21 protein-coding genes are annotated in these 22,275 nt (G+C 70.5%); 6 read left to right on the forward strand and 15 right to left on the reverse strand.

All coding sequences use genetic code 11. The features are described from left to right. Window positions 1-79: 79 nt before the first annotated feature. A complete protein-coding gene (locus NGB36_RS16305) occupies window positions 80-775 on the reverse strand; it encodes a pyridoxamine 5'-phosphate oxidase family protein (protein ID WP_255921012.1) in 696 nt (231 codons plus the stop codon). Between the two features lie 298 nt (window positions 776-1,073). Between NGB36_RS16305 and NGB36_RS16310 the strand changes: the two genes are divergently transcribed. The 4 genes from NGB36_RS16310 to NGB36_RS16325 are packed head-to-tail and all read left to right on the forward strand — an operon-like array spanning window position 1,074 to window position 4,781. Continuing rightward, window positions 1,074-2,018: an ABC transporter ATP-binding protein gene (locus NGB36_RS16310; RefSeq protein ID WP_255921013.1), complete on the forward strand. Its 945-nt coding sequence runs from the start codon at window positions 1,074-1,076 to the stop codon at window positions 2,016-2,018. Continuing rightward, entirely contained in the window at window positions 2,015-2,848 is an 834-nt protein-coding gene (locus NGB36_RS16315; protein WP_255921014.1) for an ABC transporter permease, read from the forward strand. The genes NGB36_RS16310 and NGB36_RS16315 overlap by 4 nt, the downstream gene beginning before the upstream one ends. Window positions 2,849-2,853: 5 nt before the next feature. Continuing rightward, window positions 2,854-4,095: a sensor histidine kinase gene (locus NGB36_RS16320; protein ID WP_255921015.1), complete on the forward strand. Its 1,242-nt coding sequence runs from the start codon at window positions 2,854-2,856 to the stop codon at window positions 4,093-4,095. Further along, window positions 4,092-4,781, forward strand: a complete 690-nt coding sequence (locus NGB36_RS16325; RefSeq protein ID WP_255921016.1) for a response regulator — start codon at window positions 4,092-4,094, stop codon at window positions 4,779-4,781. Before NGB36_RS16320 ends, NGB36_RS16325 begins: the two co-directional genes overlap by 4 nt. Here NGB36_RS16325 and NGB36_RS16330 read toward each other — a convergent pair. From NGB36_RS16330 to NGB36_RS16345, 4 genes are all read right to left on the reverse strand, one after another. Next, window positions 4,751-5,419 (reverse strand): DedA family protein, encoded by a 669-nt coding sequence (locus NGB36_RS16330; protein WP_255921017.1) that lies wholly within the window; start codon window positions 5,417-5,419, stop codon window positions 4,751-4,753. The genes NGB36_RS16325 and NGB36_RS16330 overlap by 31 nt on opposite strands. Window positions 5,420-5,496: 77 nt before the next feature. Further along, window positions 5,497-5,934, reverse strand: a complete 438-nt coding sequence (locus NGB36_RS16335; RefSeq protein ID WP_255921018.1) for a DoxX family protein — start codon at window positions 5,932-5,934, stop codon at window positions 5,497-5,499. A 160-nt stretch (window positions 5,935-6,094) separates the two neighbouring features. Beyond that, entirely contained in the window at window positions 6,095-6,778 is a 684-nt protein-coding gene (locus NGB36_RS16340) for an HAD-IA family hydrolase (RefSeq protein ID WP_255921019.1), read from the reverse strand. A 194-nt stretch (window positions 6,779-6,972) separates the two neighbouring features. Beyond that, window positions 6,973-7,539 carry a hypothetical protein gene (locus tag NGB36_RS16345; RefSeq protein WP_255921020.1) on the reverse strand — a complete coding sequence of 189 codons (567 nt, stop codon included), beginning with the start codon at window positions 7,537-7,539 and terminating at the stop codon, window positions 6,973-6,975. A gap of 106 nt (window positions 7,540-7,645) precedes the next feature. On the opposite strand from NGB36_RS16345, the gene NGB36_RS16350 reads away from it, so the two are divergent. After that, window positions 7,646-9,727, forward strand: a complete 2,082-nt coding sequence (locus tag NGB36_RS16350) for an MDR family MFS transporter (protein ID WP_255921021.1) — start codon at window positions 7,646-7,648, stop codon at window positions 9,725-9,727. Here NGB36_RS16350 and NGB36_RS16355 read toward each other — a convergent pair. Beyond that, window positions 9,699-10,931, reverse strand: a complete 1,233-nt coding sequence (locus NGB36_RS16355) for a cytochrome P450 (RefSeq protein ID WP_255921022.1) — start codon at window positions 10,929-10,931, stop codon at window positions 9,699-9,701. The two genes, NGB36_RS16350 and NGB36_RS16355, sit on opposite strands and share 29 nt — an antisense overlap. Window positions 10,932-11,158: 227 nt before the next feature. Here NGB36_RS16355 and NGB36_RS16360 point away from each other — a divergent pair, with 227 nt between their 5' ends. After that, entirely contained in the window at window positions 11,159-12,328 is a 1,170-nt protein-coding gene (locus tag NGB36_RS16360; RefSeq protein WP_255921023.1) for a steroid 3-ketoacyl-CoA thiolase, read from the forward strand. A gap of 191 nt (window positions 12,329-12,519) precedes the next feature. Here the strand turns inward: NGB36_RS16360 and NGB36_RS16365 are convergent, their stop codons facing one another. The 9 genes from NGB36_RS16365 to NGB36_RS16405 form a co-directional block, all read right to left on the reverse strand. Beyond that, a complete protein-coding gene (locus NGB36_RS16365) occupies window positions 12,520-13,323 on the reverse strand; it encodes an ECF transporter S component (RefSeq protein ID WP_255921024.1) in 804 nt (267 codons plus the stop codon). Continuing rightward, complete coding sequence (locus NGB36_RS16370; RefSeq protein WP_255921025.1) at window positions 13,320-14,936, reverse strand: ABC transporter ATP-binding protein; 1,617 nt, start codon at window positions 14,934-14,936, stop codon at window positions 13,320-13,322. The genes NGB36_RS16365 and NGB36_RS16370 overlap by 4 nt, the downstream gene beginning before the upstream one ends. Further along, complete coding sequence (locus tag NGB36_RS16375; protein WP_372509461.1) at window positions 14,933-15,988, reverse strand: energy-coupling factor transporter transmembrane component T; 1,056 nt, start codon at window positions 15,986-15,988, stop codon at window positions 14,933-14,935. Before NGB36_RS16375 ends, NGB36_RS16370 begins: the two co-directional genes overlap by 4 nt. A 5-nt stretch (window positions 15,989-15,993) precedes the next feature. Then, window positions 15,994-16,659, reverse strand: coding sequence for an SCO2322 family protein (locus NGB36_RS16380; RefSeq protein ID WP_372509459.1), 666 nt, complete (start codon window positions 16,657-16,659; stop codon window positions 15,994-15,996). After that, window positions 16,656-17,936 (reverse strand): SCO2321 family membrane protein, encoded by a 1,281-nt coding sequence (locus NGB36_RS16385; protein ID WP_255921026.1) that lies wholly within the window; start codon window positions 17,934-17,936, stop codon window positions 16,656-16,658. Before NGB36_RS16385 ends, NGB36_RS16380 begins: the two co-directional genes overlap by 4 nt. Before the next feature lie 86 nt (window positions 17,937-18,022). Beyond that, the gene (locus NGB36_RS16390) at window positions 18,023-19,066 is read right to left on the reverse strand and encodes a Strvi_7410 family MBL fold metallo-hydrolase (RefSeq protein WP_255921027.1); all 1,044 of its coding nucleotides are present in this window, start codon (window positions 19,064-19,066) and stop codon (window positions 18,023-18,025) included. 441 nt (window positions 19,067-19,507) lie between these two features. Further along, window positions 19,508-19,870: a cupin domain-containing protein gene (locus NGB36_RS16395; protein WP_255921028.1), complete on the reverse strand. Its 363-nt coding sequence runs from the start codon at window positions 19,868-19,870 to the stop codon at window positions 19,508-19,510. 644 nt (window positions 19,871-20,514) lie between these two features. Further along, window positions 20,515-20,721 carry a hypothetical protein gene (locus NGB36_RS16400; protein WP_255921029.1) on the reverse strand — a complete coding sequence of 69 codons (207 nt, stop codon included), beginning with the start codon at window positions 20,719-20,721 and terminating at the stop codon, window positions 20,515-20,517. A 522-nt stretch (window positions 20,722-21,243) separates the two neighbouring features. After that, window positions 21,244-22,239, reverse strand: a complete 996-nt coding sequence (locus NGB36_RS16405; RefSeq protein ID WP_255921030.1) for a cytochrome D1 domain-containing protein — start codon at window positions 22,237-22,239, stop codon at window positions 21,244-21,246. Between the last annotated feature and the right edge of the window lie 36 nt (window positions 22,240-22,275).

Raw genomic sequence — 22,275 nt, forward strand, 5'->3', positions numbered from 1 at the left:
GCATGTGGTCGGGCCGTACCTTACCGACGGGTAGCCGATCGTCCACCCCTTGTGCGGATAACGGGAGAGGAAAGGCGCGTTACAACTGCTGCCCGGGGTGCGGGCGACGCCGGGCGAGGCGGGCGATATGGGGCGGTACGGGGACGGGCTCGTCCAGTGCGGGGTCCGGTTCGGGCTTGCCCCATCCCGTATGCAGGGGGAGGACCCCCGCCCACAGGCCCAGTCCGGCGTCGGGGCCGTCGCCGTCGTCCGGCGGGCCGGTGCGCACCTTGACGGACGCCTCGTCGAGCGGGAGCGCGAGCAGTGCGGTGGCCGCGAGCTCCTTGCGGCTGGGCAGGCGTGCGTAGCCCCACTGGCCCGCGGCGATGTGCTCGGTGAGGCATCGCAGGCCGTAGAGCTTCTCCTCGTGATCGGTCACGGCGCGCGGTACGCCGTAGATCATCGCGCTGCGGTAGTTGAGCCCGTGCTCGAACACCGAGCGCGCCAGGACCAGGCCGTCGACGTGTGTCACCGTGAGGCACACCGTCGTCTGCGGTGCGGCGAGCAGGCTCCTGCCGGCCACCGAGCCGTGGAAGTAGACCGTGTTCCCGTCCGTCCCGTACACGGTCGGCACGACCATCGGGGCGGAGTCGACGACGACGCCGAGGTGGCAGACGAACCCGTCGCTCAGGATGGCGTCGAGGTCCGCCCGGCTGCGGCTGCCCTGCTCGCGCAGGCGGCGGTGGCGGGTGCGCTCCGTGACGGGCAGCAGGGTGTCCGGTGTCTCGTCGGTCATGACGCCTGACCGTATCGCTTTCCATAGTGATGAGCTAGAGATTCCACTATATCCGCCTTTGTGACCGCTGTTCACGACGGATATAGTCGTCTCGCGCATCGAGTCGACCAGGCGTGTCCGTCCCCGTCCGCGTACTGCGGACGGGGTATGCGCATCCACCTCGGGGTGCACGCGAGGGGTGCCGCAGTTCCGTCCTGCGGGGCTCGTTCCGGACAGCGGCGCCGCCTAGCGTTGGGACGGCCGGGATCATCGACGTGACGGTCCCGCACTCCGCTGTCAGCCGACGAGGAAGCACCTCATGATCGAAGCCACCGCACTCACCAAGCGCTACGGGCCCAAGACGGCCGTCGAGGACCTCAGCTTCACCGTGAAGCCAGGCGTGGTCACCGGCTTCCTCGGGCCGAACGGCGCCGGGAAGTCGACCACCATGCGCATGCTGCTCGGCCTGGACGCCCCCACCTCGGGCCGCGCCGTGGTCAACGGCCGCTCCTACGCCGACCATCCCGCGCCGCTGCACGAGGTCGGCGCGATGCTGGAGGCCCGCGCCATCCACACCGGGCGCACCGCCTTCAACCACCTGCTGGCGCTCGCCGCCACCACCGGCATCCCGCGCTCGCGCGTGGAGGAGGTCATCGAACTGGTCGGCCTGCGCGAGGTGGCGAAGAAGCGGGCCGGCGGCTTCTCGCTTGGCATGGGACAGCGGCTCGGCATCGCCAGCGCGCTGCTCGGCGACCCGGCGACGCTCATTCTCGACGAGCCGGTCAACGGCCTCGACCCCGAGGGCATCCGCTGGATACGCGACCTGCTCAAGTCCCTGGCCGCCGAAGGCCGCACCGTCTTCGTCTCGTCCCACTTGATGAGCGAAATGGCGCTGACCGCGGAGCACCTGATCATCGTCGGGCGAGGCCGGCTCATTGCGGACACCTCGGTGGAGGAGTTCATCCGCGAGGCCTCGAACAACACCGTGCGGGTGCGGACCCCCGACGCCGGGAAGCTGCGCGAGCAGATCGCCGGTCCCGACGTGACGATCACGAGCGACGAGGCGGGTGTGCTCACCGTCACCGGGCTCAGCAGCGAGCAGATCGGCCGGACCGCGCACGAGCACGGCGTCGCGCTCTACGAACTTGCCAACCAGCAGGCCTCCTTGGAGGAGGCGTTCATGGAACTCACCCGTGACGTGGTCGAGTACCAGGCGGTCCCGTCCGCCAGCCGCCCGAACGTGACCGAAGGAAACGCCGCATGAGCACCACGACAGCCCCCGCCCCCGTCTCCGCCGCGGCCACCGCGCCGCGAGGCAAGGTCACCCAGCCGCGGGTGCTGAAGTCGGAGTGGATCAAGTTCCGCTCGCTGCGGTCGACCTATCTGAGCCTGCTCATCGGCATGGTGGTCATGATCGGCATTGCGGCGCTGGCCTGCTGGGCCGTGGCCAACCGCTGGCCGAGCATGCCAGCGATGGAGAAGGCGGGCTTCGACCCGGCGGGCCGCAGCATCGACGGCTTCTTCTTCGCGCAGCTCGCGGTCGGCGTGCTCGGCGTGATGGTGGTCACGGGCGAGTACTCGACCGGGATGATCCGGGCCACGCTCTCGGCCGTCCCGCGCCGGCTGCCGGTGCTGTGGGCGAAGACCGCCGTGTTCGGCGGGGTGACCTTCGTCGTCACCTCGGTCACCGCGCTGATCTCCTTCTTCGTCGGCCAGGCGATGCTCTCCTCCCAGCACATCCAGACCTCGCTGTCCGCCTCCGGTGTGCCGCGTGTGGTCTTCGGCACGGCGATCTACCTCACGCTGGTCGGCCTGTTCGGCGTGGGTCTCGGCACGGTGGTCCGTTCCACCCCGGGCGGGATCTCCAGCCTCTTCGGCGCGCTGCTGGTGCTGCCGCTGATCCTGCACGCGCTGCCGACCTCCTGGGCCAACGACATCGGCCCGTACCTGCCCAGCAACGCCGGTCAGGCGCTCACCACGCTGCACCCGGACCCCCACACGCTCGCTCCGTGGACCGGCTGCGGCGTCTTCGCCCTCTACGTGGTGGCGTCGATCATCGGCGGTGCGATCGTGCTCAAGCGGCGGGACGCGTAGGACGCGTGACGCAGGCGACACCCGAAGGGCAGGGCCCCGGTGCGCAGTCCGTGCGCCGGGGCCCAGGGCGTGCCCGGCACCTGCACGCGTTCACCTACCGTCACCCGACTCCGCAGGACGCGCTGCTGGCGCTCTTTCTCATCGCGGTGACCACCGGGCCGTTCCACTTCTTCTTCCTCAAGGTGCCCGGCCTGCTCGTCTTCCAGCTCGCGCTGCTGGTGCCGCTCGCCTGGCGGCGCTGCGCCCCCTACGCGGTCTTCGCGGTCCTCGCCGCCGTCGCGTTCGGGCAGTGGCTGGCCACCTCCACGGTGCTCCCCGGCGATGTGGGCCTGTTGATCGCCCTCTACACGGTGGCCGCGCACTGCCCGTTGCGCAGGACCTGGACCGCAGGTGCCGTGCTCGCCCTGGGCAATCTGCTGGTGGCGGTGCGCATCGGCTCGGCCGAGCGGGGCGCGAAGGCGTTCATCGCGCTCTGCGGCCTCGCCATCGCGGCCGCGATGATCGGCGCCAACGTGCGTGGCCGCCGCGCCTACCTCATGGCGCTCGAAGACCGGGCCGCCCGTCTGGAGCGCGAGCGCGACCAGCGGGCCCAGCTGGCGGTGGCGACCGAACGGGCCCGGATCGCCCGCGAGATGCACGACATCGTCACCCACACTCTGTCGGTGATGGTGGCTCTCGCCGACGGTGCGGCGTTCGCGGCGGGCCGCTCGCCCGAGAAGGCAGCGGCCGCCATGGAGCAGGTCTCGGGCACCGGCCGCCAGGCCCTCACCGACATGCGCCGCTTCCTCGGCGTGCTGCGCGCGGACGAACCCGACGCCCTGCGCCATCCGCAGCCCGGCATCTCCCAGCTCGACGGCCTCGCTGTACAGGTGCGGGCCGCGGGCCTTCCAGTGCGGCTGCGGATCGAGGGCGAGTTCACCGATGTGCCCGCTGCCGCCCAGCTGACCGTCTACCGGCTGGTGCAGGAGGCGCTCACCAACACGCTCAAACACGCAGCGCCCGGCGCCCATGCGGTGGTGCGCGTAAGCTGCCCGGGCGGCTGTGTGGACGTCGACATCCGCGACGACGGAGTCCCGGTGCGTCCGCCCGGTTCGGGAACGCCGGGGCACGGCATCGACGGCATGCGCGACCGCGTCGCGGCGTACGGCGGAACGCTCGAGGCCGGTCCGCTGCCCGGTGGCGGCTGGCGGGTCGCCACCCGGCTGCACCTCGGCGACCCGCGCGCGCAGTCAGGGGAGGGAACGTGACCGACGTGACGGACGACTCGGACGGCGGCACCATCGGCGTGCTGCTCGTCGACGATCAGCCGCTGATGCGCGTCGCGTTCAATCTCGTCCTGGAATCCCAGCCCGACATGAGCGTGGTCGGCGAGGCCGGCGACGGCGCGGAGGCGGTCCGTCTGGCCGACCGGCTACGGCCGCAGGTGGTGCTGATGGACGTGCGCATGCCCGGCGTCGACGGCATCGAGGCGACCAGCAAGATCGTCGCGTCGTGCCCGGAGACCCGGGTGCTCATCCTGACCACCTTCGACCTGGACGAGTACGCCTTCGCAGGGCTGCGGGCCGGCGCCTCCGGGTTCCTGATCAAGAACGCGCTGCCCGAGGAGCTCCTCGCCGCGATCCGTACGGTGGCGGCCGGCGACGCGGTGGTCTCGCCCCGGGTGACGCGGCGGCTGCTGGAGACCTGCGCCCACCAACTGCCCGCCTCCGAAGGCCCGCAGGACGAGCGGCTCGCGAGGCTGACCGCCCGCGAACGCGAGATCCTCACCGAGGTGGCACGGGGCAAGTCCAACGCCGAGATAGCCGCCGAACTGCACCTCGCCGAGGCCACGGTGAAGACCCATCTCAGCCGGGTGCTGGTCAAGCTCGGACTGCGCGACCGGGTCCAGGCGGTGGTCCTCGCCTATGAGACGCGGCTGATCAGCCCGTCCTGAATTCCCGGCACGTCCTCCCCATCGGCCTCCGCCTCCATGGCGGCCCGGCGCCCGCGCTTGAAGACGACCGCGGCGAGGAACCCCGCGCCGAAGAGGGCGATCAGAGAGGCGGCCGTGGCGAGCCAGGTCGCGCCGAACCACTGCCCGCCGACGTAGCCGAGCCCGACGCCGTAGGCCGCCCACACCAGCCCGGCCAGCGCCGACCAGGGCAGGAACTCGATGGGCCTGCGGTGCGCGGCGCCCGCGCCCAGGCTCACCACGGAACGCCCGGCGGGGGCGAAGCGCGCAATGAGGACGAGCGCGCCGCCACCGTCGGTCATCACGCGGCCGAGACGTTCCTGTGCCGCCGCCAGCCGCCGGGACCGCGCCATGCGCCGGTCGAGCCAGTCGCCGCCGTGCCAGGCGAGGCGGTAGGCGGCGAGATCGCCGAGACAGGAGGCGACGGCCGCGCACAGCACCAGTTCGATGATGTCGACGACATCACGCGTGCCATTGGACCCGGCGGTGCCCGCGGTCGCGGCGGAGATCAGCAGCACGCCGCTCGGCAGCACCGGAAGAAAGACGTCGAGCAGCACGGAGAGCGCCACAAAGGCGAGAATCCATGGCGAATCCACCAGTGAACTCAACTTCCCGAGCACCCCATGTCTGCTGACGGCTGGACGCGGAGGGTCTCCGCGTCCAGCCGTTCAGAGTACGCCGGGTATCCAGGGGGTGATCAGGCGGGTTGGCGTGATGTTCCCCTCATCACGGCTCCGCCGCGGCGCAGGGCCAGTGCGCCCGGCCCGGTCGTGGCGAGCAGCAGGAAGGCCCAGGCGTAGAGGGCGGCCGGCTCGCCGCCGTTCTGCAGCGGCCACAGCGCCGTCGTCAGGTGCACGGTGAAGTACGCGTAGGCCATCGAGCCCGAGCAGATCAGCGCGGCGGTTCGGGTGCCGAGGCCGAGGACGACCAGCGCGCCGCCGACGAGCTGGATGACCGCCGCGTACCAGTACGGCCAGGCGCCGGTGGGGACGGTCCCGCCGTGCGAGCCGGGAGCGCCGCCGAGGATGCCGAAGACAGATGCCGCGCCGTGCGAGGCGAAGAGCAGGCCGGTCACGATGCGGAAGAACGCAAGCGCATACGGCCTGGCCTTCTCGGCGAGGTCGGTCGAGGGCATGAGGGGTCTCCTTCGGTCTGTCGGGTGGGGGTGTGTGCCTGACGGCACGACGTCGTTGACCGATCTGGAGGCGAGGTTAAAGGTGTGCAGCTAAATTCTGCAACTTTCAAGCAGTCGCGGGCGCGGCGTGCTACTGAACACGGCGTGATACGGGCGCGCGCTAGCGATCCAGCGCGCCGGCAGCCGCGATGCGCAGCACCAGTCCGCCGTCGCCGCCGTCGGCGGGCTCGACCCGTACCCGTTCGAGGGTGTCGACATGCGCGGTCGGCGCATGCGCGGCTGCCCGCGGGCCGACTCCGACGACACGCATCCCGGCGGCGAACCCGGCCTCGATGCCGGCCTGGGAGTCCTCGAACACGATGCACTCCGAGGGCGAGAAGCCCAGCTCCGCGGCGCCCTTCAGGAATCCCTCGGGGTCGGGTTTGCTGGCGCTGACGCACTCCGCCGTGATCCGGACCGGCGGCATGGGAAGACCGGCGGCGGACATCCGCGCCTTTGACAGTCCCCGGTCGGCGGAGGTGACCAGCGCGTGCGGCAGTCCGCCGAGTGAGGCGAGGAACGCGGGCGCGCCGGGAACGGGCACGATGCCGTCGGTGTCCGCGGTCTCCTGGGCCAGCATGCGCGCGTTGTCGGCGTGGTTCTCGGCCATCGGGCGGTCCGGGAGCAGCAGGGCCATCGTCGCGTAGCCCTGCCGGCCGTGCACGATGCCGAGCACCTCGTCGGCCTCGAGCCCGTGCTGCGCCGCCCACTGCCGCCAGCAGCGCTCGACGACGGCGTCGGAATTGACGAGTGTGCCGTCCATGTCGAGGAGCAGGGCGCGTGCGGTCAGGTCGGTGGCCGTCATGCTGCGGCTCCTCGGGTGGCTTCCGGAACTGCGTCGGACAACGAACAGCGGCCTCGCCCGCCGGTCAGGGGGAGCGGGCGGGGCCACTTTGTTCCTCAACGATACAAACCAGTGCCGCGATGCGCCACCCTCCCTGTTCAGACCCGGCGAGCCGAGCCGACCGGGCTCAGCCGACCGGGCTCAGTCGGCCGGGCTCAGTCGGCCGGCTCGTCGACGTACTGGAGCAGCCCGTACGTGAAGTGCGCGATGAGACGGTCCCCTGTCGAGGGGTCGGTGAAGGCGAGCCGCCAGCGGGTCGGGGCATCGCCTTCGAGCGGGGTCGCGGGCGGAAAGGCCCGCGCCACCTCGTCCACCGTGCACGACCACGGCTGAAGGTCCTCCCGGCCGCGCAGTACGGGAGCGGGCGCCCCCGGGGCGCGTACCAGCCAGTCGTTCCAGACCCGGCCGCCGGGCCCGAGCAGTGCCTCGAACCGCAGATCGGGCCAGAGCGGCAACGTCCACGACAGCGCCTCGCAGTCGATGTCGCCGATCCGCCGTGCGGTGGCCGAATCGGGCGGGCCGAGCACCGCCCGGTAGCGGCCCTCGCCCTGCGGGAACGTGCGCGACCGGATCATCGCCTGCCAGCGGCGGTTGGCCTCGCGCATGTCGGCGCGTGACACCCCGAGAGTGCGCAGCGCCCGCTCGACCAGTTCCGGGCGGTGATCGGCCATCCGGCGCAGCAGTACGAGCTGGAACTGCGCGGCCCCGAAACCCGTGGCCATCACGCCTTCCTCCTCACGACGACAGGTCATACCGCACCTAACAGTGTGACCATGGTGCTTACCAGCGCTTACCGGCGTTCACCGGACCAGCTGGGAGGAGCCGTCGATGGCGCAGGACGACACGACCCTTCCCCCGACCCCCGCCGACACCGCAGGGACCACCGTCCCCGGCGAGGGCCGGCCACGCCGCACCGTACTCGTGGCGATGAGCGCACTGCTGCTCGGGCTGCTGATCGCGGCACTCGATCAGACCATCGTCTCCACGGCCCTGCCCACCATCGTGAGCGATCTCGGCGGCATGCAGCACCTGTCCTGGGTGGTCACCGCGTATCTGCTCGCCTCCACTGCGGCGACGCCGCTGTGGGGCAAGCTCGGCGACCAGTACGGCCGCAAGAAGCTCTTCCAGACCGCGATCGTGATCTTCCTCGTCGGCTCGGCGCTGTGCGGACTCAGCCAGAACATGGGCGAGCTGATCGGCTTCCGTGCGCTGCAGGGGCTCGGCGGCGGCGGATTGATCGTGCTGTCGATGGCGATCGTCGGCGACATCGTGCCACCCCGCGACCGAGGCCGCTACCAGGGGCTCTTCGGCGCGGTCTTCGGAGCCAGCAGCGTGCTCGGGCCGTTGCTCGGCGGGCTGTTCGTGGACAATCTCTCCTGGCGCTGGGTCTTCTACATCAATCTGCCGATCGGGCTGGTCGCGCTCGCCGTCATCGCCGCCGTGCTGCGGATTCCCGTCCACCGCAACCGCCACACCATCGACTACGCGGGCACAGCCGTCATCGCGGGCGTGGCCACCTGTCTGGTGCTCGTCGCCTCGCTCGGCGGCACGACATGGGCCTGGGGCTCATGGCAGATCATCGGGCTCGCCGCGCTCGGGGTCGTGCTGCTCGCCGTCTTCATCGCCATCGAGCGCACGGCTGCGGAACCCGTTCTGCCGCTGGGGCTGTTCCGCATCCGCAGCTTCTGGCTCTGCTCGGTCATCGGCTTCGTCGTCGGCTTCGCGATGTTCGGCGGGATGACCTATCTACCGACCTTCCTGCAGGTGGTGCACGGGGTGACGCCGACGCTCTCCGGCGTTCACATGCTGCCGATGGTCGTCGGCATGCTGATCGCCTCCACCGGTTCCGGCCAGCTCGTCAGCCGCACCGGCCACTACAAGATCTTCCCGGTTCTCGGCACCGCCGTCATCATCTGCGGTCTGCTCCTGCTGCACACGCTCACCGAGTTCAGCAGCACGCTCACGATGAGCCTGGTCTTCTTCGTCTTCGGCTTCGGGCTCGGCCTCGTGCTGCAGGTGCTGGTGCTCATCGTGCAGAACTCGGTCGGCTACGAGGACCTCGGCGTCGCCACCTCGGGCGTGACCTTCTTCCGTTCTATCGGCGCGTCGTTCGGCGTCGCCATCTTCGGCACCATCTTCGCCAACCGCCTGGCCGGCGAGCTGAAGACGGCACTGGCCGGCATGGCGCTGCCGCCCGGCTTCGATCCGGCCGTGCTGCGGTCCGATCCGCACACCATCGCGACGCTGCCCGCCAGCGCCAGGGCGGCCGTGCTGCACGCGTACTCGGTGTCCATCACGGCGGTGTTCCTGTACGCGGTGCCGGTCGCCGCGGTGGCGTTCGTGCTGGCCTGGCTCCTCAAGGAGCAGCCGCTGCGCGGCTCGGTGACCGCGCCCGACGCCAGCGAGACCCTCGCCACCAACCCCGTCGAGCGAACCTCTCGGGAGGAGGTGGCACGTGCCCTGACGTGTCTGGGCACGCGCGAGGGGCGGCGCGACCTGTACCTGCGGATCACCGAACGGGCCGGGCTCGACCTGCACCCGGCCTCCAGCTGGCTGCTGTTGCGCATCAACCGCTACGGTTCGACCTCACCGCAGCTGCTCACCGACCGCACCGACGTCCCGGCGGACGTCATCGCCCACGCGGCGGAGGAGCTGGAGGTGCGACGCCTCACCGACCGCGAGGGCACTGTGCTGCTGCTGAGCGATGCGGGACGGCGGACGGCGGAACGGCTTGTCGAGGCGCGCGCGTCGGTCCTCGCCGACATGCTCGGCGACTGGTGGGACCCGTCCCGCGAGGACGCCGATCTCGGCCGTCTGCTCAAGCAGTTGAGCGCTCACCTGTGCGGTGACGACCGCGACCGGCCCGCGCGGCCGGAGTCCCTCACACGTACCTCACCTGCAACTCCTTGATGCCGTTGAGCCATGCCGACCGCAGGCGCCGCGGCGCGCCGGCGAGGCTGATGCCGGGGATGGCGTCGGCGATCGCATTGAAGATCAGGTCGATCTCCAGGCGGGCGAGGTTGGCGCCGAGGCAGAAGTGCGGGCCACCACCGCCGAAACCCAGGTGCGGGTTGGGGTCGCGGGTGATGTCGAAGACGTCGGGGCGGTCGAAGACGTCCGGGTCGTTGTTGGCGGAGGCGTAGAAGATGCCGACGCGCTGGCCCTCGCGTATGTGCTGCCCGCCGAGTCCGGTGTCGCAGGTCGCGGTGCGCTGGAAGGAGACCACCGGGGTCGCCCAGCGCACGATCTCGTCGGCGGCGGTGGCCGGGCGCTCGCGTTTGTACAGCTCCCACTGGTCGGGGTGGGTGAGGAAGGCGTGCATGCCGTGGGTGATCGCATTGCGCGTCGTCTCGTTGCCGGCGACGGCGAGGAGCAGGACGAAGAAGCCGAACTCGTCCGAGCCGAGGTTGCCTTCGTCCTCGGCGGCGACGAGCGAGCTGACGATGTCCCTGGCGGGGCACTCCTTGCGCGCCGCGGCGAGGTTCATCGCGTACGAGATGAGCTCCATCGCCGAATCGGTGCCGATCTCCTCGGTGATGGCGAGCTCCGGGTCGTCGTACCCGACCATCTTGTTGGACCAGTCGAAGATCTTGGCCCGGTCGCCCTGCGGTATGCCGATCAGCTCTGCGATGGCCTGCAGCGGCAGCTCGACGGCGACCTCGGAGACGAAGTCGCCGCTTCCGGCCTCCTTGGCGGTGGCCACGATGCGCCGGGCGCGCTCACGCAGGGCGTCCTCCAGCTTGCGTATGGAGCGCGGCGTGAAACCGCGCTGGACGATCTGGCGGACGCGGGTGTGCTCGGGAGGGTCCATGTTGAGCATGATCAGCCGCTGCACGTCGATCTGATCCCGCGTCATCGACTCGTTGAAGCGGATGATCGCCGTGTTGAGGTAGGAGGAGAAGATCTCCGGCTTGGTGGAGACCTCCTTGACGTCCTCGTGGCGGGTGACGACCCAGTAGCCGTCGTCGTCGAACCCGGCGATGCCCCGGGGCTGGGCGTTCCACCACACGGGGGCGGTCTGCCGCAGCTGCGCCAGTTCCGGCAGCGGAACGCGCTGGTGGTAGAGGTCGGGATCGGTGAAGTCGAAGCCATCGGGCAGCGCTGGGCAGGACATCGGCGACTCCATAGCTGACAGCCCATCAGATGTCGCTTGAAGGTAGTAACGAGTTCTACAAGTGGCAAGGGGCGTGACACGGCTTGCGGGAGCGCATACGCCGAGACGTGCGACGCACAACCCTTGCGCGACCGTACCCGGGGTAATACAACTGCGGGAAGAACTAGAACGCGTACTAGTTCTGCCGGGGTCACCGGGACGCCCCGGCCGAGGAGAGGACGAGCTTCATGGCCGCTGAACCCGTCATCGTCGAAGCAGTACGCACCCCCATCGGCAAGCGCGGAGGCGCGCTCGCCAACCTGCACCCCGCCTACCTCCTGGGTGAGACCTACCGCGAACTGCTCGCCCGTACCGGCATTCGCCCGGACTGCGTCGAGCAGATCGTCGGCGGCACCGTCACCCACGCCGGCGAGCAGTCGATGAACCCGGCGCGCAACGCCTGGCTCGCGATGGGCCTGCCGTACGAGACCGCGGCGACGACCGTGGACTGCCAGTGCGGCTCGTCGCAGCAGGCCAACCACATGGTGGCCAACCTGGTCGCCGCGGGCGTCATCGACATCGGCATCGCCTGCGGGGTCGAGGCGATGTCACGGGTGCCGCTCGGCAGCGCGTCCAAGCACGGGCCGGGCAAACCCTTCCCCGACGAGTGGAACGTGGACCTGCCCAACCAGTTCCAGGCGGCGGAACGCATCGCCAGGCGCCGCGGGCTGACCCGTGAGCGTGTCGACGCCCTCGGCCTGGTCTCCCAGGAACGGGCCGCGCAGGCCTGGGCCGAGGAGCGCTTCAAGCGCGAGACGTACCCGGTGCAGGTGCCGACCACCGAGGAGGAGCAGCACGCGGGACAGGGCATGTGGCGCCTGGTCGACCGCGACGAGGGGCTGCGCGACACCAGCGCTGAGGCGCTCGCGGGCCTGAAGCCGATCATGCCGACCGCGGTGCACACCGCCGGCAACTCCTCGCAGATCTCGGACGGCGCGGCCGCCGTCATGTGGGCCTCGAAGCGGATGGCCCGTGCACTGAAGCTCAAACCCCGCGCGCGGATCGTCGCCCAGGCGCTGGTCGGCTCCGACCCCCACTACCACCTCGACGGCCCGATCGACGCGACGCGCGCCGTGCTCGGCAAGGCGGGGATGTCGCTGCGGGACATGGACCTCGTCGAGATCAATGAGGCCTTCGCCTCCGTGGTGCTCTCCTGGGCCCAGGTCTTCGACGCCGACATGGACAAGGTCAACGTCAACGGCGGCGCGATCGCGCTGGGCCACCCCGTGGGCGCCACCGGTGCGCGGCTGATCACCACCGCGCTCCACGAACTGGAGCGCGCGGACAAGGAGTTCGCCCTGATCACCATGTGCGCGGGTGGGGCACTCGCGACGGGGACGATCATCCAGCGGTTGTAGAGGCGGTGCGGGGCGTACGGGTGCGCGACACAGCACTCCGCGCACCCATGCGCCCTCATCTGCCAGCGATCACGGTGTGGCGTGCCCGCACGGATGAAGAAGACGCCCCGCGCCCCTGCAGTGATGACCTGGCGGCCGAGCCCGGTAGTCCTTTGAAGTAGGCAGCATGTCAAGCGGAGTTGCTAACTACTTCAGGTGAATCGTGCTGGCGCGTCGAACGCCGCGCGGCGGGTGGCGCGGCGCAGGGCAGCGAGGACCGGGGCGCCCAGGGCGAAGGTCAGCACCGCGGTGAGGGCGGCACGCGGGAGGTCCCACCCCAGCGACGTGGTCAGGCAGTAGGCGGCGAACCGGGCGAGATTCTCCGGCAGCGGTGCGCCCGGTACGTAGGAGACGCCGGACGCCATGCCCGCAACGTACGGCCAGCCCTGGAGGTTCATCACCGTGCCGTAGAGGACGGACGAGACGACGCCGTACCCCGCCACCAGGGCCAGCTCGCGGCGGCCGCGGAGAGCATCAGGACCGGGCAGCAGCCCGGCACCCATGGACACCCAGCCCATGCTGAGCATCTGGAACGGCATCCAGGGGCCGACGCCGCCGGTCAGCAGGGCGGAGGCGAACATCGACACCGCACCGAGCACGAAGCCGAAACCCGGGCCGAGCACCCTTCCCGCCAGCACCATCAGGAAGAACATCGGCTCGATCCCGGCCGTGCCCGCACCGAGCGGCCGCAGCGCCGCACCCGTGGCCGCCAGCACCCCCAGCATCGCGACGGACTTGGCGTCGAGGCCGGTGTCGGAGACGGTCGCGACGGCCACCGCCAGCAGCAGCGGCAGCAGGGCGGCGAACAGCCACGGCGCATCGGTGCTGTGGGCGAGGCCCGAACCGGGGTCGGCGAGCAGCGGCCAGCCGAAGGCGACGACCCCGACCGCCGAGACGAGGGCGAGGGCGCACACCGACCGGGCGCCGAGACGCACGGGGTTGACGCGACGCGTCACTGCGACTCCCCAAGGACGCAGGCCACCTGAGTGACCGTCAGCCAGGGCTGTGGCTGCAGCACCTTGGCGACCTGCGGGGCGAAGGCGGGGGAGGAGACCACGACCTCGGCGGTCGGTGCGTCGGCGACGATCTCGCCCTCGGCCATGATCACCACCCGGTGGGCGACCTCAGCGGCGAGCTCCACGTCGTGCGTGGCGAGAACAACCGCATGGCCGCCGCCGGCCAGCGCCCGCAGCTGCGCGACCAACCGGGACTTGGCCGCGTAGTCGAGGCCGCGCGTCGGCTCGTCCAGCAGGATCAGCGGCGGACGGGCGGTGAGCACGATCGCCAGGGCGAGGCTCAGGCGCTGTCCCTCCGACAGGTCGCGCGGATGCGCCCGGCCGGCAACGCCTGGCAGCAGGTCGTCCACGAGCGCCCGGCAGGTGCCGGGCGGGACCTGCGCATCGGCGTCGGCCGCCGCGCATTCGGCGGCCACCGTGTCCGCGTACAGCAGATCGCGCGGCTCCTGCGGTACGAGGCCGACGCGGCGCACCAGTTGCTGCGGGCGCGTGCGGTGCGGGACCGCATCGCCGACGCGCACCGAACCGCCGCCCGGTGCGTGCAGACCGGCGAAGGAGCCGAGCAGCGTCGACTTCCCGGCGCCGTTGCGGCCCATCACCGCGACCACCTCGCCCGGCCGCACGGCCACGTCCACGCCGCGCAGCGCCTGGATCCGGCCGCGCCGCACGCACAGCCCGGACGACTCCGCGACGGCACGTCCGGCCTCCGGCGCCGCGGGAAGCGGATCCGCCGTGCACTGCGCCAGGCGCTCCCGCAGGCCGGACGCCCGGCGCCGCGCGTCGCGCACCGACAGCGGAAGAGGGCTCCAACCGGCCAGCCGGCCCAGCCTCACGACGGGCGGGGCCACCTGCGAGACGGCCATCACCTCAGCCGGTTCGCCCACCACCGGCGCGGCGCCGGGCCCGGGCAGCAGCACCACCTGGTCCGCGTACTGCACCACCCGTTCCAGGCGGTGCTCCGCCATCAGCACGGTCGTCCCCAGGTCGTGAACGAGGCGCTGCAGCACCGCGAGCACCTCCTCGGCCGCTGCCGGGTCGAGCGCCGAGGTCGGCTCGTCGAGGACGAGGACCCTCGGGTGGACGGTGAGCACGGAGCCGATGGCGACACGCTGCCGCTGTCCGCCGGACAGGCTCGCGACCGGGCGGTCCCGCAGCTCGGCGAGGCCCAGCAGATCCAGCGTCTCCTCGACGCGCCGCCGCATCACATCGGCAGGCATGCCCAGGGACTCCATGCCGTAGGCGAGTTCGTCCTCGACGGTGTCGGTGACGAAGTGCGCGAGCGGGTCCTGGCCCACGGTGCCGACCAAATCGGCCAGTTCGCGCGGCTTGTGGGTACGGGTGTCGCGTCCGCCGACCGTCACCCGGCCGCTCAGCGTGCCCCCGGTGAAGTGCGGCACGAGACCGCTCACCGCGCCGAGCAGTGTCGACTTGCCGACCCCGGACTCGCCGACCAGCAGGCACAGTTCGCCTTCCTGGATGGTCAGGTCGACGGAGCGCAGGACGGGCTCGTGCGCCCCGTCGTAGGTGACCGAGACCTCCTCGAAACGGATCACCGCGCATCTCCCCTCGGCAGGAGGGCGGGAACGAGCCCGACGAGCAGCGCGCCCGCGGGCCACAACGGCAGCACCGGTGCAGTGAGCGGCACGGCGGGCGGGGTGAGCGCCCGCGGATCGAGCGCCGCCGCCCAGATCGTCAGCGCCCCCACCGCGACGCCCGAGCCGGAGACCAGCCATGCGCGGGCGCCCCAGCGGTCGGGCCGGTAACGCGTGCGGATGCTGCGCCGTCCGCCGAGCCACAGCCCGGCGAGCGATGCCGTGACGCCAAGCAGCAGCACGGGCAGCCCGAGCCCCGCACCCTCCGCCGCCAGCAGTCCGTACGTGCCCGCGCACACGCCCAGCAACCCGCCCATCGTCAGAGCCGCCGTCAACCGCCGGACGGCGCATGGCACTTCGGCGGTACGGCCGTAGCCGCGGGCGTCCATCGCGGCCGCCAGGGCGACGGAACGTTCCAACGCGCCTTCCAGCACCGGCAGCCCGACCTGCAGCAGCGCCGTGATCCCCGTGTCGGCGCGGCCGCGCAACCGCCTGGCCGCGCACAGCCGTTGCACGTCCGCGACGAGATTCGGGGCGAAGGTCATCGCAACGACGACCGCGACCCCCGCCTCGTACAGCGCGCCGGGCAGGGACTTCAGCAGCCGGGCCGGATGGGCGAGCGCGTTGGCCGCGCCCACGCACGACAGCAGCGCGGCGAGCCTCACCCCGTCGTACGCCGCGAAGACCAGGCCCTCGGCGGTGACGGGGCCGCCGATCCGCACTCCCTGCGCCCAGTGCGGCAGCGGTATGCGGGGCAGCGTCAGGAGCACATGCGTGCCGGGAACCGGGGAGCCGAGCGCGATCGCGAAGACCAACCGGATCACGACCACGGCGATCCCGAGCTTGAGGAAGGCGCCGTAGCTCCGCGACCACGGCGCGTCGGTGCGGCACACGACGACGACATAGCCGGCCACCGCCACCAGCAGCGCGAGCAGCAACGGGTTGCCCGTGCGCGACGCGGCGGTGGCGAGCCCGAGCGCCCACAGCCACCACGCTCCGGCATGCACATGCATGACGTTCACGACTGCCGCCCGCGTCGCCGGGCCTGCCAGAACCCGGCCGCGGCGAGGGCGAGCACGGCCGCGGCCCCGGCGAGGACGCCGACGGACGGTCCGCTGCGAGAGCGGCCCGCGGCCGCCGGTGCGGCGGATGCGCCGCTCCGGACGGGGCCGCTCGCCTCCTCACCGCAGCCGGACTGCGGATATCCCGCGATCGCGCAGATCATCCCGGACGCGCTGTACCGCAGCGGCTTGGCGACCGCGGCGAGCGCATCGGCCGCGCTTGCGCCCGCGGGCACCTGGGCGCACGCGGTGTGCTCGGCGGGCGGGGTGGCGCCGGGCCGGGCGTCGTCGGCGGTGCCGAAGTCCAGCACCAGGGCGATGCGTTTCATCCCCGGCCTGGGCGCCGAACTGGCGCATATCCGGCCGAATGCGGCGTCATCGCGAGGGTGTGCCGCGCCGCCGGAGTCCGCGCTCACCGCGAACCGCCAGCCCTCCACGTCCCCGTCGGGCGGGGTGGTCGCCGCCGGTCCTTCCTGCGCGAACGACCAGGAGCCGCTCGTCCGTTGCCAGAACGACCAGTAGCGGTAACCGGCCGCCCGCGCCGGGCTCACCGATACCGTCAGCAATCCGGTGAGCAGGCAGGCGAGCAGCCCGGCCGACAACAGTGCCCTGCATCCGGTCACTTCTTGCCGTTCCTCCTGCCGCTGCCGCGCATGAAGCTGAACGCAAGGCCGATGCCGATGCCCGCGACCAGGCCCGCGCCGATCACCCACCAGACCGTGCCGCCGCCGGCGCTGCTCTGCCTGCGGACCTGCGCCGGGTCCGACGAGACCGCGGACCGGGGCCGCGGGCCGGTGTTCTCCAACTGCTGGACGAGGTCGGCGCCCGCGAAGTCGCGGGGATCGGCTCCCGTCGCACGGGCGGCGAGGACCAGCGACCCGAGCGCCGCCGGATTGTCCTTCGCCCATGTGCCCGCGTTCTTCGTCAGCCACGTGTACGCCTTCTTCGCGGCGACCGGATGACCGTCGGCGGCCAGCGCGATGACGGCGTCCGTCGTCGTACCGTAGTCCGGCGTCTGCTGGTCGGAACCCGGCTGGGCGGAGGACAGATGCTCCCCGCCCGCAGAGAGCGCCGTGGCGAGATAGGCCGAGGCCGCGTCGGCGGCGAGCGCGGGGTTGAGAGGCGCGGTGGCGCTGCCCGCCGTGGCCGAACAGTCCATCGGCTTGGGGTCCGTGTTCGACTGTGGGGCCGTGACCACGTACCCCTTGCCGAGCGCGGCGAAGGCGGCATCGGCCGTCGCCTTGGCGTTGGCGGCCAGGTGGCCTGAGGAATCGGGACGGTAGGCGAACGCTCCGCGCTGCGACGCCGTCGCAGTGCAGCCGAGCTGGAAGGAGAGCAGTGCGTTGTACGGGGACTTGCCGCCCTTCGTCGTCTGGGTGATGTCCCCGCCAGCCGCCGCCAGCGCGCCGATGACGACGGCCGTGGAGTTGGCGTCACTGGGCTGGTCGGGCTGATAGCCCCATCCGCCGTCGGTGTTCTGCACCTCGGCGAGCCAGTCCATGGCCTGCCGTACGGCCGTCGTGTGGCCGCCGAGCGCCGCCAGCGCCTGCACGGCGAGGGCTGTGGAGTCGACGTCCTCGTTCTGCGCGTCACACGGGGTGGTGCGCGATGCGCGGTACGAGGGGAAGGCGCCGTTCGCGCACTGCTGGTCGACGAGCCATGCCGTCGCCTCGTCCGCCGGTGTCACCCCGGCCGTCCTCAGCGCGAGCAGCGCGGTGGACTGCCGCCAGACGCCGTCGTACGTGGGGTCCGACGAGCCGTAGAGCGCAGCCGGCACGTCCGAGGACGACGTGGCAGGTGACGGGGACGAGGAGGCGGCGGCGGGAGCCGTCGCCGTGACGGTCAGCGCGGCGGCGGCCAGCGCCGCGGCCGTCGAGGTCATGGCGGTGCGGAGGGCCATGGCGAGGTCGTTGCCTTTCGGTGAGCGGAACGCGACCGCGCAGCCGCCCGGGTACGCATGGGTGGAATTGTCCGCAACACCTTATGTCAGACCGCCGCATAAGCCACCGGGCGGGTGCCCGCGACCGGCTCGGCGAGACCCAGCTTGACCAGGCGTCGAAGGTGTGCCTCCGCCTCCGACACGGCGATATTGCGTGAGCCGTACGGGATGTGCTCCCAGGGTCGGTTCCACTCCATCGCCTCCGCCACCTGCCACGGGGTGAGCGGGTGTGCCGCGATCAGCTCGCGCAACGAGGCGAGGCGCGCCGCGTGATGGGAGAGCAACTCGCCGACCCGTCCGGCGGCGTCGGCGAAGGCGTACTGGTGGGCGGGGAGCACCTCGGCCGGGGCGAGCCGGGCGATGCGCTCCAGCGAGTCGAGGTAGTCACCGAGCGGGTCGGTGACGGCGGCATCGTCGGGGTCCTCGTACAGGCCGATGTGCGGGGTGATTTCGGGAAGCAGATGGTCGCCGGAGAAGAGCCGGCCGCCGCGCCCGGGGTGCTGCGCTGGATGCTCCTCCTCAAGGTGGAGACAGACGTGTCCGGGTGTGTGACCCGGCGTCCAGATCGCGCGCAGCCGCCTGCCCGCCAGATCCACCAGTTCGCCGGGGACGATCTCACGGTCGGGCAGCGCGGCGCGCAGCCCGGGCAGCGCACGGCCCCTGCCGGAGGCGCGCGCGGCGCGCAGCGGCGCGAGATGGTCCTCCGGTGCCCCCGCGTCGGAGAGTTTGCCGATCAGGTAGTCGAGCCAGGCCGCCTGCGGCGCCGTACGGGTACGCCGGACCACCGCCGTGTCCGCCGGATGCATCGCGATCCACGCGCCGGACGCCTCCCGCACCCGGCCGGAGAGCCCATGGTGGTCCGGGTGGTGGTGGGTGATCAGGACACCATGGATCTCGGGCATCGACGTACCGCATACGGCGAGGCCGTCGGCGAGCGCGTCGAAGGAGGCGGGGTCGTCCCAGCCGGTGTCGATCAGCACCGGCCCGTGGTCGGTCTCCAGGACGTGCACGAGGGTGTGCCCGAGCGGATTGTCGGGGATCGGAACGGGGACGCTCCACACCCCGCCGCCATGGTCCGTCACGCGCCGCATCAGGTCTCCCGCTCTCTGGCTCTCTCCGACGTCTCTTCAGCAGACGCATTGCCCACTATAACTAGAACTGGTTTCAGGTTCTTCCTCAACTCACGTGACGATTCTGGGTGGTTGGCTGACCTGCAGCGATGCGGGTAGTGGGTGTCATCGTCTGTCGGCGGTGGTCGACGTCGGACGGCCCAGAGACGGCCCGGGAGGGTGTGCACTCGTCCGGCGACATCCGGCGCACGCCGTGACATCGGGCATGCCGAGGGCCATCTCGACCTCTTGCCGGTTGAGCCGGCCGCCGCCGGAGATGCGGCAGTCGCCGCGGTGCACGATGCCCTGGCCGGAGCCGTCTGCCCAGTGAGTCCGGACGATTGGCCCTCTGACCTCTCTCGACGCGGTCCCAGTCCCCAAAACCGTGGGCAAAGCCGCGGAGCCGACCGCCGTTTCACGTTGCTATCGCTTGGCGTAGTCCGCGAAGCCTTGCCAGTCGATGAAGACGCATGGCTCATCACCGATGATCCAGGCATCGTGGCCTGGCGGGCAGATCATGAAGTCGCCTGGGCCGTACTCCGCCTCCTCGCCGTCGTCCATGACGATCTTCATACGGCCCGCGATGAAGTAGCCCATGTGGGCCGCTTGGCAACTGTCGGTCTTCGCGATCGGTTTGATGTGCTTCGACCATTGCCACCCGGGTTCGAACGTTGCCCGGCCCACTGGCCCGGCATCGAGGTTGACAAGTTCGAGCTTCCCCTTGCCCTCTTCGAATGGGCGAACTTCCTCAGGCGTATCAAAGCTTTGCCGGATGAGACCAGCCATTGGGCACTCTCCCGGGTCGATTATCTGGCCTACTACCATCGTTGCTCGGACCCGCAGTACTCGCATCTCAGCAGGGGCACGGCGGTGCCGGGGGTTACATAGGACGGGCCTCGCGCTTTGCGGTGCATTAGCCGCGCGCCGGGCGGAGCCGGTGCGGGCACGGCAAGTTCGGTGGATTGGAGCACCAGTTTGGAAGAGTGCTTATGCGGATGTCCGCCGAGCTGGCACTCGCTGACCTGCGGGGGAGCGGTCGACTCCCTGTTGTTCCCCGTGAGTCCCCGTGTGTTCCCGCCGGAACGGGCACGCGAGGGGCACGGGCTATGCCGGTGATCACTCAAGTGACGGCATGGCGCCCACTCGCCGCCTTCAGAGGATCACCCTGAGCTGCCATTCCTGATTAGTAGACGCGAGTGGGGGCTGCGGGGGGAAGAGCTGAACCTGGGTGCCCGGGTGATTCCCTCCTCCCCTCACATCCATCGCGAGCGTCCCGGGGACCGCCTGGTTGGGTTCGATGCGAAAAATGCCGGGCCGCCCTGGATTCTGCGTGAGTACTCACAATTGGCTGGCGGAATTCGGGTCGTCCACATTGACAACGAGTGGGGTCTGGGGAGCGAAGCCGCCGGCGCCCAGGTCCAGGCTCAGGGTCATCGCATTGGTGGTGTCCGCTGAAGGCCGCTGAATCTTATAAATCCCATCGCCATTGTCTGACGGCGCGAAATACCACCCTGATAGGTGCCTTTAGTGAAGTCTTCCTGTACTACGTTGCCATCCCAAGTTGCACAGAGCGCCATGCTGTCGTCATTCCTGTCAGAAACGATCAACAACGCGGGTGTAGGGATGGGCATAGCCATGGCCAAGCCTCCCGCTTTCTGGAACAGTCGACATGCCGCATGTTTGACGCTTGAGGGCCCAGCCTCGTTCCCCGGCGCCGTAAAGCTTCCCGGGATCACGTACCTGAGCCTGCACTCCCTCTCCACCAGCGAAGCGGACGCAGGCTGGCTGGTTGACCTGTCGGTGAGTACGGCATCCCCTTCACAGTGCGCCGTCCGGCGAAACGGTGCAACCGCAGAGGCGTGTGCTGCGAGCAGGAGACAGGGCTGCCCACGGGCTCCGGTTGGCGCGGGTGCACGGCTTGTTCACGAGTTGCGGATATCCGGGCACAGACACGGGCGTGGCACGAGGCGCGCCTCTCGATGCGAACTATGGGCGGGACGGTCGCTGAGGTCCGCTCGACTGGTCAGTCGGTCGGTTGGAGCTGGTGGCGGTCGGGCGCGGTCAGTGGTTGCCGTACTTCGCTGCTGTACAGCAACCACCGGTTGACCAGCTTCTTGAGGGTCGGCGGCTACGTCTCCCTTCCCGGTGCCGCTGAGGTGTTAGATCGAGCCCTGGGAGTGCACGATTCCAACGCCTTCCGGGTCGGGGCCGATGCCCGTTCTGATGGTGTCGACGACAGTGTTGGTGTTGGTGTCGATGACGGACACGCTGTTCGAGTTGATGTTGGCGACGTAGACACGGCGGTGGTCCGGGGTGATGGCCACGCCGAACGGGAAGGATTCGACCTGAATCGTCGCTACGACCTTGTTGCGGTACGTGTTGATCACCGACACGGTGCCCGGGGTCGTGCCGTTGGTGACGTAGACATGGCGTTGATCCTGGGAAGCCACCGCACCGATCGGGTTGATCCCAACCGGGATGGTGGTAATGATCGCGTTGCGGTGGGTTTTGATCACCGAAACATTTTTTGAGTTGCCGTTAGTGACATAGACGTGACGACGATCCCAGGCCGCCGCCACAGCTGTCGGGCGTGAGCCGGACGAGGACGCGTCGGGGCCACCGTAAACCGTGGCAATGACGGTGCTGGGGGCGTTGATCACCGATACGCTGTTCGACTGGCTGTTGGCGACGTAGACGCGGCGGCTGTCCGGGGTAACCGAGACACCGATCGGGTCGCCGCCGACCGCCACCTTGAACACGACGGTGTTGGTGCGGGTGTCGATCACCGACACGGTGCCCGGAGTCGTGGCGTTCGTGACGTAGACGTACCTGCCGTCAGGCGCCGCTGCGACGCCGAATGGGTCGGGGCCGATGCCGCTGGAGATGGTGGTCGTCACGGTGTCGGTGCGGGTGTCAATCACCGACACGCTGTTCGAAGAGGAGTTGGCGACGTAGGCACGCTTGCCGTTTGGGGTGACCGCCACGCCTTCCGGGTCGAGGCCAATGCCAGCGGTGATGACCTTGATGACGGTGTTGGTGCGGGTGTCGATCACGGACACGCTGTTCCCGGTGCCGTTGGAGACGTAGGCCTTGAGGTGCTCATGCTTGCCTCCGGCGGAGGCCTGGGGGGCCACGCCCAACGAGGTCAGCAGCAAGCTCAGCAGCATGAAGCCGGCCAGTCGTGCCCGGCG

The sequence above is a fragment of the Streptomyces humicola genome (assembly GCF_024436035.1).
Classification (GTDB): Bacteria; Actinomycetota; Actinomycetes; order Streptomycetales; family Streptomycetaceae; genus Streptantibioticus_B; species Streptantibioticus_B humicola.

Bases quoted from the DNA above. Each gene is read 5' to 3' on its own strand.
- NGB36_RS16305 (WP_255921012.1), bottom strand. From the start codon at position 775: ATGACCGACGAGACACCGGACACCCTGCTGCCCGTCACGGAGCGCACC.
- NGB36_RS16310 (WP_255921013.1), top strand. From the start codon at position 1,074: ATGATCGAAGCCACCGCACTCACCAAGCGCTACGGGCCCAAGACGGCC.
- NGB36_RS16315 (WP_255921014.1), top strand. From the start codon at position 2,015: ATGAGCACCACGACAGCCCCCGCCCCCGTCTCCGCCGCGGCCACCGCG.
- NGB36_RS16335 (WP_255921018.1), bottom strand. From the start codon at position 5,934: ATGCCCTCGACCGACCTCGCCGAGAAGGCCAGGCCGTATGCGCTTGCG.
- NGB36_RS16340 (WP_255921019.1), bottom strand. From the start codon at position 6,778: ATGACGGCCACCGACCTGACCGCACGCGCCCTGCTCCTCGACATGGAC.
- NGB36_RS16345 (WP_255921020.1), bottom strand. From the start codon at position 7,539: ATGGCCACGGGTTTCGGGGCCGCGCAGTTCCAGCTCGTACTGCTGCGC.
- NGB36_RS16350 (WP_255921021.1), top strand. From the start codon at position 7,646: ATGGCGCAGGACGACACGACCCTTCCCCCGACCCCCGCCGACACCGCA.
- NGB36_RS16355 (WP_255921022.1), bottom strand. From the start codon at position 10,931: ATGTCCTGCCCAGCGCTGCCCGATGGCTTCGACTTCACCGATCCCGAC.
- NGB36_RS16360 (WP_255921023.1), top strand. From the start codon at position 11,159: ATGGCCGCTGAACCCGTCATCGTCGAAGCAGTACGCACCCCCATCGGC.
- NGB36_RS16375 (WP_372509461.1), bottom strand. From the start codon at position 15,988: ATGCATGTGCATGCCGGAGCGTGGTGGCTGTGGGCGCTCGGGCTCGCC.
- NGB36_RS16385 (WP_255921026.1), bottom strand. From the start codon at position 17,936: ATGGCCCTCCGCACCGCCATGACCTCGACGGCCGCGGCGCTGGCCGCC.
- NGB36_RS16390 (WP_255921027.1), bottom strand. From the start codon at position 19,066: ATGCGGCGCGTGACGGACCATGGCGGCGGGGTGTGGAGCGTCCCCGTT.
- NGB36_RS16395 (WP_255921028.1), bottom strand. From the start codon at position 19,870: ATGGCTGGTCTCATCCGGCAAAGCTTTGATACGCCTGAGGAAGTTCGC.
- NGB36_RS16400 (WP_255921029.1), bottom strand. From the start codon at position 20,721: ATGGCTATGCCCATCCCTACACCCGCGTTGTTGATCGTTTCTGACAGG.